Consider the following 16,387-nt stretch of genomic DNA (forward strand, 5'->3'; position numbering starts at 1 on the left):
CTACTAGGATGAAATAATATGAAAAAGAATCTGTTCACGAAAGAGCCTGTAACAAAAAACTGGGAAGCGGAATGGGACGGGCGGTCGATTAACGGGAAAGACATCGCCATTATCGGTATTTCCGGCAGACTTCCTCAAGCGAACTCGATTCATGACTTTTGGAACAATCTAAAGGGAGGAATCGACTCCATCAGTCATATTCCGGATATCCGAAGAAAAGACCTTGAATCGTCCTTCACCGGCGGTCAGCGGTTTAAATATGCCCGTATGGGATACTTGGACCGTATTGATACTTTTGACTTTCTTTATTTTAATTTATCGCCCAAAGAAGCTGAATTAATGGATCCGAATCAGCGGGTCTTTCTGGAGACCGCCTACGCAGCCTTAGAGGATGCGGGTTATGGAGGGAGAACGTTAGCCGGCAGCATGACCGGGGTGTATGTTGGTTACGGTGCCGATAATGATTACATCCATATGATTTCAGAGTTGGGCAAAGATTCGCTAACTTACGCTGTACCCGGTAACTTATCGGCGATCATTGCAAGCAGGGTATCTTATCAATTGGACTTGCGGGGGCCAAGTGTTGTATTTAACACAACTTGTTCATCCTCATTGGTAGCCGCTCACTATGCTTGCCAGGGGCTGCGCAACGGGGAGTGTGATACAGCTATTGTCGGCAGTATCAAATTGCATGTTCTGCCCGTGGAAAGCACGGAGAAGTACGGTATAGAAGCAAAAGACGGCCGCTGTAAAGCATTTGACGATCAATCCGATGGAATTGGTGTGGGAGAGGGGTCCATAGCTGTTGTCCTCAAAACTTTAAGCAAAGCGGTGGATGATGGCGATCATATATATGCAGTCATAAAAGGCAGTGCAATAAATCAGGATGGGAATACCATTGGGATAACAGCTCCTAACCCCGCTGCCCAGGAAGACGTCATTTGCAGAGCATGGAAGGATGCCGGTATAGATCCTGCGACGGTGACATATGTGGAAGCACATGGAACCGGAACGAAATTGGGTGATCCGATAGAAATTGAAGGACTCAAAAATGCCTTCTCTAAATTTACCGATAAAAAACAATTCTGTGCACTCGGCTCCGTCAAAAGTAATATCGGACATTTGGATAACTGCGCAGGTATGGCCGGATTAGTCAAAGCCGTTCTATCGCTGATGCACAGACAAATTCCGCCAACATTGCATGTGCGTTATCCCAATCAGAATATTCCTTTCGTACATACGCCCATCTATCTTAACGATGGGCTGAATGACTGGGATACTGACCAATTGCCAAGAAGATGCGGGATCAGTTCATTTGGGGTGAGCGGTACAAACAGTCACATTGTTCTTGAGGAATATAATGACCATTACCAAATGCAGTCCAATCCGAATAATAGTGCTCCGATATTCACATTGTCCGCGAAATCCCATACTGCTTTTCAGCGGTTGGTGAAGAACTATATGGTCTATTTAACCGAGAATCCTGATATTTGTTACCACGATCTCTGTTACACAACAAATGTCGGGCGGGGGCATTACGAGATCCGTATGGCGGTTGCTGTCTCAAGTACTGAAGAACTGTTAGCAGCCCTGCAAAGCGTAATTGCCGATGGTGAATACCTGCAGTCAGGCAGAGGGATTTATTATGGTGTGCATAAAATTGTTTTTGAGAAGGATGAACGGAATCCGCATCATCTCTCTGAGCTCCAGATCAAAGAAATGACGCTTGAAGCAAACCGGCTGCTGGCCGAAATGGCCCGGGCAAGGGAGTGCTCGGAAGATGCTGTGAATCAGATATGCAGCTTGTATGTACAAGGAGCGAGACCGGATTGGCAGACGATGTATTCGGGTACATTTCGCCGCAGACTGAGTCTTCCGACATATTCCTTCGATGATCTAAGGTGCTGGTTAGAAGGCAATGTTGCGGTACGTAGCAATGAGCAGCCTTTGCAGAGTTTTTACGAGGCACAATGGATAGAAAAACAAAGCCCGCATAAGCAAGCCCGGGAGACCGGAAGTATTGTGCTATTAAAAAATAAATCTCCTCTATGTGGGCAAGTTACGAAGAGATTAACGGACAATGGATTCAATGTCACAGAGATTGACTTGGAAAGTCCTGATTGGGAGCGGACTTTGCATGAAATTCCGTTTGGTGCTGTAGACCGAGTCATTCATATGGCAACCCTACACAAAAGAACACCTGAAACTTTGGAGGAATTAGACAACAGCCAGCGAAATGGTGTGCTCGGATTGTTGCCGTTGGTCCAGAGACTTGCCCAGACCCATAGAAAGCATGAAATTATTATTATTTCGGATCATGTGCATGAAGTAGACGGCCGGGAAAAAGCGATCAAGCCTGAGAATGCTTCTCTCTTCGGGCTTGCCAAAGTAATCGAGATGGAGCATTACCTGTGCCGATGCAGATGTGTGGATATCGATGCTTCAACAACAGCTGAAATAGTTGCGAGAGAGATTGCTTCTGCTGCCTCCGATTTTAAAGTTGCTTATCGTGACGGTATCCGCTATACAGAAATTTTAGCGGAAGCCGATAACCAGGTTGGATCTGCGGCACCTATTGAAATCAGGGGAAATGGCGTTTATTTGATAACCGGCGGACTTGGCAGAATCGGCTTGCGGGTCGCGCAATTTCTTTCCGCACAGCAAAATGTTACTTTATGTTTAGTCAACCGGTCCGTATTTCCGGACAGAGCCGAATGGCATACAGTGCGAAACGAGCGGCACCGGGAAATAGTGAAGCAAATCGAAGAAATCGAGGCCAATGGCTCCGTGGTTGAGATCTACCGGGGGAATATAGCTGATGAGTTGCAATTGGAGGAGGCCATCTCTGCAATAAGAGAAAAGCATGGTATCATTCACGGGATTATGCATTGTGCGGGAGTCGGGTTCGACAGGGAAGGGATTCCAGTGACGGAACAGACCGTGGATGAATTCCGGGCGACATTGCTTCCCAAAGTTCATGGGACATGGCTGTTACATAAAAAAACATTAGATATGAGGCTGGACTTTTTCATTCCCTTCTCCTCTGTCATTACGATACTGGCTCAGGCTGGCTCAGGGGATTACACGGCGGCGAATGCCTATCTGGACTCCTTCAGCACATACGGGCGAAGAGCAGGGACCCCAGCGGTAACCATCGGATGGCCGATTTGGAACGAGACTGTAAGCAATCCGCACATGGTGTATGAGAACCGCTTATTGTTTAATATGATCTCCACTGATTCGGCATTAAGCGGATTGGCAGATATTCTTCGGTCTCCGTGCACGACAGTATATCTTGGCGAACTGAACTATAACAGTGAAATATTCATATTGGACAATCTGCCGTTCTCTCTATCAAACAGTTTGAGTAAGAGGGTTAGACAATATCGTCAATTATATGGAAGGGATTCTCAGGATGGGACCATCCATGCCTTTGAATTCACCGGAAGAGAGGATAACACTTACACTCCAGAGGAGCATGCCGTGGCCGGTATATGGGGTAAAATACTGGGCCTCAAAAAGATAGATCTCTATGATCACTTTTTTGAAATCGGCGGAGACTCCATCAGTGCCATGAAAATCATCAATCAGTGCAATAAGAGCTTCACTATCGACATAATGATCTCGGATCTTTTTCAGCATGGAACTTTGGAGCAATTCTCTAAATTCGTTGCGGAAGTTTCTTCAAAAAAGAGAAGGGCGAATACTCCCCCTCTCAAAAAAATAGCAGATCGTGAGTACTATCCTTCCTCTTCCGCCCAAAAACGGTTGTATATATTAAATCAGGTCAATGAACAGGACTTGAGCTATAATATGACAATTGTCAGAAGGCTTGAAGGTGAAATTAATTATGCCAGACTTGAAAGCGCGTACAAAAAAATGGTTCAACGGCATGCTATTCTGCGGACTTCCTTCCACTTTAGAGATGGAGAAGTGGTTCAGAAGGTCAATCCGGATGCAGACATCAAACTGGAGTTTGCGCAAGTCAATTATGCTTCTGTTGCAGAGGAAATCAGTCAACTCGTAAGACAGTTTCAATTAGGGCAGGTGCCGTTGTTCCGAATCAAATTACTAAAGCTTCGTGATGTATGCAATACGCATATGTTGATTTTGGATATGCATCATATAATTTCGGATGCCATCTCCATGAACATTTTCACCCGGGAATTAATCGATATTTATTTGGGCAAGGCCTTACAGGATCCCGGCTATCAGTACAAGGATTTCGCCAATTGGCAGCGTTCGCTGCTGCAGAATGATGCGTTAAAGAAGCAAGCCGACTTTTGGCAGTTGCAGTTGGAAGGTGATATTCCACTGCTGGAGTTGCCGTTCGCACATGCACGCACTAACGAGCGGAGCTTCACAGGGAACACGATCATCTATGATATTGATAGTGAGCTGTACCAAAGAATCAACACTTATTTACAGACCTCTAAAACCACTTTATTTATGGTTTTACTTGCCGGATTATACACGCTGCTTATGCGATATACCTCTCAGGAGGATATTGTGGTTGGAACTCCTGTATCAGGTCGTTCTATATCGGACCTTGAAGATATTATCGGGATGTTTGTCAATACGCTGCCGATGCGTGCCAAGGTAAACGGTGAGCTTTCATTTAATGAGTTTCTGGAGTACGTGAAGAGGATGTCCTTATCAGCGTATGATAACCAAGATTATCAATTCGAGGATATGGTGACAAATTTCTATAAGTACAGGGATGTAAGCCGCAATCCGATTTTCGATGTGATGTTTGTGCTGCAGAATGCCTTCGGAGAACAGGAGACGGTAGAGGGGCTGCATATTAGCGATTATCCCTACAAAAAGCAGACTTCCCGGTTGGATCTAACGCTCGAAATCGTCCAGAAGAACGACTCGTTAACCCTATATTTGGAGTATTGCACGGATCTTTATGAAGAAGCTGATATGTCAAGATTTGTTGATCATTATGTACGTCTTCTCCATGAAATTATTCATAAACCGGCTAAAAAGCTGCTGGAATTTGAATTTATGTCCCAAGCTGAAACAAGTTTGCTTCTTGATGAGTGGAACTCGACTCACTGTACCTATAAGGAGAATGAGACGATTGTAGACCTTTTTGAGCAGCAGGCAACAGCCAACCCGTCATCTATTGCTGTAAAGACCAATGCTGCACAGATGACATACGGGGAGTTAGACATTATTTCCGGGCGTATAGCAAGTATGCTGCATAAGCAGGAGGTTGGGGCTAATGATGTGATCGGCATCATGACAGATCACTCGGTTGAGACAGTTGCAGGTATATTGGGAATTCTTAAAGCGGGATGCGCCTATATGCCAATTGACCCCGAATATCCGGCCGAACGAAAGAATTTTATGCTGGAAGATAGCCGAAGCCAGATCCTGTTGTCACCAAAACAGGACTATTTGAAGGGAATTGAATTTACAGGCCGCGTGCTGGCTATTGACACTCACAGGTTGACCAATGGATACAGCACACCATTTAAGACTGGGGTTAGACCGAGCGACACTGCTTATGTCATTTACACTTCGGGGACAACCGGTTATCCCAAGGGAGTTTTGATCTCTCATCAGGGGATACATAACTCAATTTCATGGTTTAGAGCGGAATATCAGTTGAAGCAGGAAGACAGCTTCATTCAATTGTTCTCTCCGGCCTTCGACGGTTATGTAGCCAGTTTATTCACGCCGTTGACAAGTGGTGTTAAGTCGGTTTTTGTGAATGATCCACGAAATGTATTTGAAGTAAGAGACCTAATCAAAAGCGAGCAAGTTACCCACTTCATCACGGTTCCGGCAATGATGAGGCTGCTTCTGGATTGTTCTGAACCGGAGCACCTCCAATCGTTGAAAGTCATTACGTTGGCCGGTGACCAGGTAAATGAAAAGCTCGTGAAAAAATGTGTAGAGCTGATGCCCCATATAGAAATTGTAAACGCGTACGGACCAACAGAAAACAGCGTAGTAGCGACATACCAACGCCGGTTGGAGTGCGAGACAACAATAACTATCGGGATCCCAGTTGCCAACACAAAGGTCTATATTCTTAATGAAATGCTGGTTCCGCAACCTGTGGGAATACCTGGAGAGCTCTATTTAACCGGAACGGGCATAGCTAAGGGGTATCAGAACAGAGATGAGCTTCAAATGGAGAAGTTTATTCCAAGTCCATTCATAAAGGGCGAAGTTCTGTACAGAACTGGCGATGCTGCAAGATGGCTGTCAAATGGGCGTATCGATTTCATCGGAAGAACTGATAATCAAGTCAAAGTCAGGGGTTACCGGATTGACCTTAAGGAGATTGAACGCGTAATTGGAAATGTCAGCGGTGTAGAATCCGTCATAGTTACAGTGGAGACGATGGATGGCGAAGACAATATCGTTGCTTATACAGTCGCAGAAGAACGCCCTAAAATGATCAGGGAGAGTATCCGCTCACGGCTGCCGCATTATATGATTCCCAATTTTATTACCTTAATCAGCAAGATTCCTTTAACGGCCAACGGCAAAGTCGATTATAAGCAATTGCGGGAAGTCCAAAAGTTGGCAGAAGAGACGGCAGGCCAATTCTCGCCTCCGGAGACAGCAACGGAAACCTTCATCGTTGACTTATGGAAGAGGATATTGGGAAGAGACAAGATAAGCGTATACGATCATTTCTTTGAGCTTGGAGGTAATTCGATCCAGGTAATCCATATGTACGACGAAATTAACAGAATGTACCCCGGCAAGATTGTTGTTGCCGATTTATTTACTTACCCGACCATTAAAAGCTTGGTAAATATATTGGATACTACATCGGGAGGTCTTGATCCAAGCAAAGCCTCTTTGAAGCAGCTGGCCGTCCCGGATAACTTCCTGGCAGGTAAAACTGATTATGTGGATACAGTGTCGATATCCACTGAATTGGACAGCGATTCTGTTACATCGTTAAAGCTGATTGCGCAGCAGATAGATGTTGGCTTATTCGATATACTCGTATCTATGTTCGCTTATGGTCTGCTGGATCAGACCGGCTACGGGCAAGTGATGGTCTATGGCAGCTATGATCATAATTCATCCATTGTTCCATTGCCTTTTGAAAAGGCTGATTTTGCCGACATTCTGCAGACAGTCCGATCTGCCTATAAAGAGCGGAAGTGTGAAACAGACAATCATTACGACAGAGATACGTTTATGAATCATTTAAAGCAGCCGGTTGATAAGGATCGGATGATTCCTGTCTTTACCCGTCACAATCAAGCAATGCGGACGGATCTAGTGGTTACAGTGATAGAGCAAAGAAACGGTGTAGTCAAGATCGTCTGCCATTTCAACAACGCGAAGCTTAAGAAGCAACGAATGATGGAACTTATCCGCTTCTATGCAAAATCGTTAGTTATACTGTCACGAAAAGGACGGAGTGAGTCGAACTGATGATATGTCTGCTGTTTCCAGGTCAAGGCTCTCCATACAAGGGTATGGGAAGCAAGCTGATGTCGCGTTTTCCTTCCACTAAGCGGGTGTTTGAAGAAGCAAGCGATATTCTTCATCGGAATGTAGCGCAAATATGTTTAGATGAAGAGATGGATTTGTCCCAAGGCACACATTTGAATCAAATTGCAATTTATATCATGGGTGTTGCATCCTTCCATGCGTACATGACAGAAACGAATGCGGCTCCTTCATTCATGGCAGGGCATAGCTTAGGCGAATATACAGCGATTACATGCTCCGGCGGTATCTCGTATGCGGATGGCTTACGCCTAATAGATGCAAGGGGCCGATATATGGAGGAAGTTGCTGCTTCACGGACCGGTTCCATGGCAGCAGTTATGGGAGTACCGCTGTCTACTGTTAATAACTTGTGCCATGAACACTCCGAACAAGGAGTGTTCGTTTCTGTTGCAAATTACAATTCTAAGGAACAATACGTCATCGCAGGTCATACTGAAGCTCTGTCCACAGCGGCGAGAGCCTTAGAGAGAGAAGGGGCATCGGTTGTTCCCTTAAAAGTGCCTGCACCTTTTCATACTGTTTTAATGGCAACTGCCGCTGAACGCTTCGCCACTGATTTGCTGGAAATAAAGTGGAGGCCTACGAAGTGGCCGGTTATATCCAATGTTACAGCCAAACCGTATCAGGAACCGGAAGATATCAGATTTTCGCTGCTCCGGCAAATGACCCGGCCAGTGCAATGGGAACAAATAATGGCTTATCTTGTTCAAGCCGGGGCGGATCTATTTGTTGAAATGGGACCCAAAGATGTACTGACAAAATTAATCCGCAAATCATCATGGAACGCGGACGCCTTCTCCTTTGACAATGATCAAGACCTTGCAGAGCTAAAGGACAAGCTGGCAAGCAGGCTGTGCAAGTCTGTACCCTCTACCCGGTCTGCAGGGTTTGTGGAGAGGTGCATGGCCGTTGCTGTCTCAACTATCAATGATAATTGGGACACTCAGGCATATTCCGAAGGTGTCATTGAATCTTATAAGAAGCTGGTCGAAATTCAAGGAGCCATTGAGAGGGAGAACAGAACGGTCACCCATGATGAGACGGATACCTGCTTGATGCTGCTTGAAAGAATACTGGTAACCAAAGGAGTATCTGCAGAGGAACAAATAGAACTGAAATCGCAGATAGAGTGTAATGTTTAAGGAGGGTGAACATGATAAACTTTTCGGATTTGGATTTGGAGGGCCTGGAGAAGGAGGTGGTCGTAGAGAGTGAAACGATAAAGGACATGGCTATAATTGGTGTGTCTTGTCAGATCGGCGACATGGAATCGGCCGAACAGCTGTGGGAGGCATTGGTTGAAGGCCGAGACTGCATTGGGAAATTCCCTGAAGACCGCTGCGACGATATGGAAGCTTATTTTAGAGCAAGTGGAAACCAAGTCACTGATAACCAGTATATGGAAGGTTCCTATTTTAATAGAATAGACGGTTTCGACTACCGTTTTTTCAACCTATCCTACCAGGAGTCACGGTTGATGGATCCGCAACAGAGGATCTTTCTGCAGACCGTGTGGAGTGCAATTGAGGATGCGGGATACGGGGGGGACCGGATCAGGGGGACAAAAACAGGGGTTTATGTAGGCCATAACAGCGATTCGCCTTTGGAATACAAGCGAGTTGTTTATGATATGGAACAAGAATTATCCCATTTGGCAACGGCGGGAAATATAAAATCGGTTATCGCCGGCAGGATCAGCTATCTTTTGAATCTTAGAGGCCCCAGCCTTCTTGTTGATACGGCGTGTTCATCGTCCCTGGTAGCTCTTCATACCGCTTGTAAGGCGATAAGAAACGGCGATTGTGAGATGGCCATCGTCGGGGGGGTCAAAATTACGCTTGCGCCTATTGCAGATTTGCAGGACAGCATCGGCATTTTGTCATCCGACGGCAGATCCAGGTCATTCAGCGATGACTGTGAGGGGATTGGCCTGGGTGAGGGAAGCATTGCTCTGATCGTTAAATCCTATGATCGGGCAGTTGAAGATAAAGACCCTATCTATGCTATTATCAAGGGCTCAAGCGTTAACCAAGATGGCGCTTCAGCCGGTTTAACTGCTCCGAACCCCCTAGCCCAGGAAGAGCTTCATCTTCGCGTATGGAGAGATGCAGGGATTAAACCGGAATCTTTATCCTACATTGAAGCCCATGGAACAGCTACTAAGCTAGGTGACCCTATTGAAATAGACGGAATCAAAAGGGCCTTTGATCACTATACGGAAAAGCAGCAGTTCTGCGCGATCGGTTCCGTAAAAAGCAACCTGGGGCACTTGGACAGCTTATCCGGTTTGGCTGGTGTTGTGAAAGCTGTTATGTCTTTGCAAAAGAAGAAAATACCGCCTTCCATACACTTCAAACGTCCGAACCGAAAAATACCGTTCCACAAATCGCCAGTTTATATTAATGACATATTAATGGATTGGGAAGAGGGTGCTCTCCCCAGAAGATGCGGCGTAAGTTCATTTGGAATCAGCGGGACCAACTGTCATGTCATACTCGAGGAGTATGTTGAGCATCAGGAGGTTAACCAAACGGATCAGCACTGCCAGCTTTTCGTGTTATCTGCGAAAACTGAAAATAGTCTTACTGCTCTAATCAACGAATATGCAAACGCGCTACATCGTGACAGGCGGTTAAGGCTGCTGGATATTTGCTATACTGCATCGACTGGAAGGGATCATCATCCGTGCAGATTGTCGATTGTCTGTGACAGTCTCGATGATTTACTCCACAAGCTAAACCATGTTCACAAACATGGGCTTGATGCTGCTGCAGATCAGTCCATACACTGGGGGTTTTACACAGTTGCTCCGGCGGAGAAGCCTGAACTTGACCCATGGGAAATGACTTTGCCAAAGAAACAGAAAATAGACATGGAGCTTGCATCAGAGGTCCAATTGTTTCTGCAGGGAGAAGGAGATCTCAATAGGATAGGGCTGCTCTATTCGCTGGGGGCGGACACGAATTGGAATATGTTATATGAGGGGGACGTTCAGCGGGTCCATTTGCCTTCCTATGTGTTTGAAATGGATCGGTGCTGGGTCCGGTATCCGGATGAACCGGGCTTTATGTATCGCACTTCATGGAGTGTGAATGAGTCGGAAGATCCCAGGGCCCCTTTTGAAGCCTCTATAGTCCTTATATTTAAGGACCGTTCAGGGTATGCCGGTGAACTGGCATCGGGATTAAGGAATTACGGGTGTGAACGGGTTGTAGAGGTTGAGTACGGCCATGGATTTCAGCGGGCCGGTGATAACCGCTACATTATCGGATATTCGGAGAATGACATCTTCCGGTTATTAGATGAAATCCAGCCGGCGTCTTCGTTGCGGATTGTTCATATGGCCACGATTGGCAATTCAATTGCAGGGGAAAGAGATGAACAACCGGAGCTTGGAGTGTACAGCCTGTTCCATATATCAAAGGCGATAGAAGCACTGAGCCATATCAATAAAGCGGAGTTGTATCTTATTACCCAGAATGCAAATGAAATCACATCCTTTAAAGAGAACATGAATCCTGGGAATGCAGCTTTTCTGGGACTTGGCAAAGCAGTAAATCTCGAAAATCATCGTTTACAGGTAAGTGCGATTGATTTTGACCAGCATGTATTTATTAATAAAATTATTGATGAAATGGGAGCACGGCATACGGCGCTGGATGTTGCTTACAGAGAAGGAAAGCGGTATACAGGTTCGCTGGAGAGCGTAAGCATAAATATGGTGGATGACCATCATCCAGTCGTGTATAAGGAGAATGGAGTATACGTTATTACTGGGGGGACAGGCTCACTTGGACTTCTATTCGCGAAACATTTAGCTTCGCAGGCCAAAGTTAATCTTGCGTTGATCAATCGATCGGAACTGCCGCCAAAAGATGCTTGGACTGCCTTAGTGCGTGATGAAGCCCAAAGCAAAGCCTTGAGGAATAAAATTGAAGACTTGCTGCAAATTGAATCAACCGGTGCGTCCGTAACTGTCTATGCGGGTGATGTAACCATTGAATCCGATATGAGCGCGATTCTGAATGATCTCCGGAGAAAGTTCGGGACAATTAACGGTATTATACATGGTGCGGGGGTCGCGGGCCGTGAGCTTGTTCTACTAAAAGATGAGAGCAGGGATTCACTTGAAAGGGTGATGGAGCCGAAGGTAAAAGGTGCAGTGATTCTCGATAGATTGACCGAAAAGGATCAACTGGACTTTTTTGTACTCTTCTCATCTGTTGTAGCACTTACCGGAGGCATTGGTGTTGGAGGCTACACTGCAGCTAATGCTTATCTCGATGGATTCGCTTCCTGGCGGAGCCGGAGAGGGAAAAGAACACTATCTATTAATTGGCCGACTTGGAGGCACTCGGTTGAACACACGCTTACTACTTTTGACGAATCGAAGCATTTATTTAAGCTTCTGAAAGTGGATGATGCTTTACGTGGATTTCAGGCTGCGGTTTCCAAGAGTGTCAGCCGGTTGATTATAGGTGAGCTTAATTATTCCGGGAATCTGATGTACCTTGAACGCTTTTTGCCGATAGAATTCTCGCCTGAGATCAAAAGGAAGCTTGCCAGGCTTGAAAAGCGTCAAACTAAGCATAGAACCCCTGCTGTTGACAAACAGGCGGCCCAATCAGGGGGCGGTAATAAATGCTCAACGACCGAGCAGAGGTTGTCGGAAATATGGTCGAGAGTGCTGGGCGTTGAGGAGATCAGCATATATGACCATTTCGATGATCTGGGCGGAGATTCTATCATGGTTGCCCAATTGTTTAAAGAGCTGGAACTTGAATACCCGGGGAGACTCGAGATAGTAGATGTCTTCTCCTATTCATCGATTTCTAGCATGGCTCAATTCTTAGACCGGAATTCGGGACAAGCAGAGCAGGAAGAAAAAAATGAAGCGATGGACCTGGATGAGCTGTTTAGGCAAATTACCGAAGGTGAAGTATCGGAGGAGCAATTTGGCGAGTATTTAAAGATGGTTGGTGAAGATAGTTGGAACACCTAAAAAAATATATTTATTCGCAAATTACATCGGGTGCTTTGTCCAAAGAAGAGTCAAAGAAAATATTAGCTGAAATGATGCAGATGCAGGATCAACGGAAAGAAGCCATGGATGTGGCAATCGTTGGTATGGCCTGCAGACTGCCTTTATCGGAATCGGTTAATGAATATTGGAAGCAGCTCTCAGAAGGCCGGAGCTGTCTGGCTCCGTTTCCCCAAGCAAGATGGGCGGATACGAAGGAGCTATTAGCTAAAGACGCTAAGCGTGAGGATTGTGTAGGCGGATACTTAAGAGAGATCGATAAGTTCGACGCCGGTTTTTTTAAGATATCGCCTAGAGAAGCACAGGTAATGGATCCTTGCCAGAGGCTGTTTCTTGAAGTCGCCTGGGAGGCAGTAGAAGATGCAGGGCTTACCCAGCAATTAACAGGAACCAGAACCGGTGTTTTTGTCGGACAGGATACAAGTGCTTTGCGTTACGTTAATGTAATTGATACATCTGATCCCCTGCTGGCAACAGGAGCGAACACCAGCATTGCTGCCAGCAGAATTGCCTACTTGCTGAACCTGACCGGTCCAAGCCTTGTCTTGGACAGCGCATGCTCCTCAAGTCTGGTTGCGCTTCATACCGCATATCGAAGCCTGGTGGACCAGCAATGTGAGAGTGCGATTGTAGGCGGTATTTCAGTTACACTGACCCCGGAGCAAAATGAAATGCTGAATTCGCCGGAGGGTAAGGTGCGTTTTTTTGATAGAAGAGCGGATGGTACAGTGTGGGGTGAAGGTATATGTGCCATTGTAATTAAGCCCCTGGATAAAGCGTTAAAGGACAGAGATCAAATATATGCGGTGATTAAGGGCAGTGCGATAAATAATGACGGATCCTCAAACGGATTAACAGCACCTAACCCCGTTGCTCAGACAGAGGTAATCGAGAAGGCATGGAAAGCGTCGCGGATAAATCCCGAAACCATCAGCTATATTGAGGCTCATGGGACCGGGACAAAGCTGGGTGATCCGGTAGAGCTGAAGGGCCTGAATGTGGCCTTCAGAAGATTCACCGACAAACGTAATTTTTGCGGGATAGGTTCTGTAAAGACTAATATCGGTCATACCAAAGGGGTATCAGGCCTGGCATCAGTGGTCAAGGTGGCGTTAGCACTTAAGCATCAGATGCTTCCGCCTACCCTTCATTTTCAAGAAGCCAGCCCGATGGTGAAGCTTATCCAATCGCCCATGTATATCGTTGACCGGTTGACTCCTTGGGAGCCGGCCCACTTCCCTAGAAGATGTGGCGTTAGTTCCTTCGGTTTTAGCGGAACTAATTGTCATATGGTCTTTGAGGAAGCACCTTCACTTGAAAAACGTGTGATTCCGGAGAGCGAATCGGGCAGCTCTGTGTTTGTATTGTCTGCTTACAGCGAAAAAGGATTAATGCAGTATATTAAGAAATATTTACTTTTTCTGGAGAAAAACGAATCGAGTCTGGGGGACATTTGTTTTACAGCTAACACCGGCAGACAACACTACAATCATCGTATGGCTTTGCTTGCGAAGGATTTGGATGAATTGAAGTCGCTGCTGATTTTGATTAATGGAATAGGATTGGAAGCGGCAAGCAGAACAAATCAACAAATTCATTATGGCCATTTTAATTTAGTTTTTAATAAGAAGGCTTTATCCGTGAACGATCTGACCGAGGATATGAAAAAAAGCCTTAGCGGAACGGTCGATCATTGGTTAGAGATGATGGAATCTCAAGAGACTCAGGAGTCCATGCTTACAGAGCTTTGCCGATTGTATATTAGTGGTGCTGATGTTCGCTGGGAAGTACTGTACCTTAAACAGGGGTACCGGAAGACATCCCTGCCAACCTATCCGTTTGAATCCAAACGGCACTGGCTGCAGCTCCGGCGGTATGGGGAAAAGGAATCTGCCGGCACCGACAAATCGCAGGACTCCTTCTATAGAATAAATTGGATGGAAGCGCCGGTGGAAGCAAGCGGGAATCTAACTCCCGAGGAATCCGTATTGCTGATTCATGACGGAAACCCGACAGCAGCTTCTTTGCTGCAGAGCATCCCCGGGGTGCTCGATATAACGTTAGGCAAGCAATTTCAACGGCTGGAAGCCGAGCGTTATATGGTAGACCTATCGGAGGACAGCTTCAAGAGGCTCATCTCTTCCGTTAAGGGTTCAGGACCTTATAAGATCATCCTGTCAGTCTTCATGGAAACGACGGTTGCTTCATTGAATGACATCCACTGCTTCGAGGATAAAAGCATCCAAAGCCTGTTGAATTTAATCAAATCGCTGGTTCACAATAATGTCAGTTCAAATATTGATCTGGTTCTGTTAACGAAGTCGTCGCATGAAGTGACAGGGACGGAGCCGTATATTATTCCCGAATATGCTCTACTGGTTGGCCTGGGCCGGGTAATCCATCAGGAATTGCCTCATATCTCCTGCAGATGTGTTGATTATGATGAGTTAACCTCCCTGCAACAACTTACCAGTGAAATTATGCATCATTCAGAGTCGTACCTGACCGCTTATAGGGAAGGGCGCAGATATGTTGAAATCATTGAAGCTGAAAAGTCTAATCCCGTTCAAGCTCGCGGGCACTGGATTCATGAATTTGGCGTATATTTAATTACCGGAGGATTTGGCGGAATAGGCTTCAGCTTGGCGCAGGCTATAGCCGCCTTGCGCCCGGTTCACCTTATCTTGCTTGGCAGACAGCAATTTCCTGCTCAATCAGAGGACGCTGAATGGCTGGATAAGCATAATGCTATTCTTGAAATGAAACGAAATGGATCAACTGTAGATTATTTCTCTGCCGACGTGTCGGATGAAGAACAAGTTGCGGCTGTTCTGCAGGAGGCCAGAAGCAGATACGGAAGGATCTCGGGAGTCTTCCATGCCGCGGGTATTTCCGGGACGAATATGATCTATCATAAGAGCTATGCCGATATATCCGGCGTACTTCAGGCAAAAGTAGATGGGACATGGATTCTGGACAAGTTAACGGCAAAGGATGAACTGGACTTTATGGTCTTATTCTCCTCCATTGCATCGTTTGCCGGAGGGCTGGGGATGGCCGATTATGCAGCAGCCAATGCCTACATGGATGCTTATGCTATGAAGCGGAGTAAGACAGGGCGCAAAACTGTTTCGGTGAATTTGGCTACATGGAAACATGTAGGGATGTCTGTCCGGCACGGGGTTAACAAAGATACATTGTTCCATGCATTAGAAAAGGAAGGGGGTATCTCCTTAATACTGCAGTCACTCAACCACACAGGCGCACGGATTATTGCGGCACGGGTGAATTATAACGATGCCTTGTTCCTGCATGCCGATGACCCGGCTAAGTTGGGTATCAGGTTATCCGAGGACATTGTATCGGCGATCGAGCGGGTTCGCATGAATCAGGATGGAGTGCCTTCTGCTCCCGTGCCCATCGAATCAGTAACATTGATGGGAAGAAACGAAATTCATTATTCTGAGACGGAAATCACTGTCTCCTCTTTATGGGGAAAGGTGCTGGATATCTATGAGATTGATGTCGATATGAATTTTTACGAGCTTGGAGGGGACTCCAGGCTGGCTATCGACTTGCTCAAAGAATTGGAGCTTAGATTTCCTGGCGTAATCAATATTTCGGATATATTCACCTATCCGACGGTGTCGCTGCTCTCCGAATATATTGAACAACAGCTAGAGGCTGCTTCAAATAAAAGGCCGGAACCGAATAAAGCAGAACAGCGGGGACTAACTGCCGCTCTGGATAATGAGGGCTTAAGAGCTCTGATCGGTAGTGTGAAAGCAGGAGCGGTATCCGTTGAAAATGGGTTGCAGATTCTGAAGCAGCACAGAAAGGAGAACTAAG

The 16,387-nt window shown here is 46.1% G+C and carries 4 protein-coding genes; all 4 read left to right on the forward strand.

Annotation, left to right across the window (positions count from 1 at the left end; translation table 11 throughout):
- The first annotated feature begins 18 nt into the window (after positions 1-18).
- Genes NST26_RS06785 through NST26_RS06800 form a run of 4 tightly spaced genes read left to right on the forward strand, consistent with a single transcriptional unit; the run spans position 19 to position 16,386 of the window.
- Entirely contained in the window at positions 19-7,416 is a 7,398-nt protein-coding gene (locus tag NST26_RS06785; RefSeq protein WP_340955289.1) for an amino acid adenylation domain-containing protein, read from the forward strand.
- Positions 7,416-8,639 carry an ACP S-malonyltransferase gene (gene fabD / locus NST26_RS06790; RefSeq protein ID WP_036727795.1) on the forward strand — a complete coding sequence of 408 codons (1,224 nt, stop codon included), beginning with the start codon at positions 7,416-7,418 and terminating at the stop codon, positions 8,637-8,639. Before NST26_RS06785 ends, fabD begins: the two co-directional genes overlap by 1 nt.
- A gap of 11 nt (positions 8,640-8,650) precedes the next feature.
- Complete coding sequence (locus tag NST26_RS06795) at positions 8,651-12,499, forward strand: SDR family NAD(P)-dependent oxidoreductase (protein ID WP_340955287.1); 3,849 nt, start codon at positions 8,651-8,653, stop codon at positions 12,497-12,499.
- Complete coding sequence (locus tag NST26_RS06800) at positions 12,487-16,386, forward strand: SDR family NAD(P)-dependent oxidoreductase (RefSeq protein WP_340955285.1); 3,900 nt, start codon at positions 12,487-12,489, stop codon at positions 16,384-16,386. Before NST26_RS06795 ends, NST26_RS06800 begins: the two co-directional genes overlap by 13 nt.
- Position 16,387: the final 1 nt, after the last annotated feature.

The organism is Paenibacillus sp. FSL R7-0128 (assembly GCF_038002245.1).
GTDB classification, from domain to species: Bacteria; Bacillota; Bacilli; order Paenibacillales; family Paenibacillaceae; genus Paenibacillus_AQ; species Paenibacillus_AQ silagei.

Excerpts from the sequence above, each read along its gene's own strand:
- NST26_RS06785 (WP_340955289.1), top strand. The coding sequence starts at position 19 with ATGAAAAAGAATCTGTTCACGAAAGAGCCTGTAACAAAAAACTGGGAA.
- fabD (WP_036727795.1), top strand. The coding sequence starts at position 7,416 with ATGATATGTCTGCTGTTTCCAGGTCAAGGCTCTCCATACAAGGGTATG.
- NST26_RS06795 (WP_340955287.1), top strand. The coding sequence starts at position 8,651 with ATGATAAACTTTTCGGATTTGGATTTGGAGGGCCTGGAGAAGGAGGTG.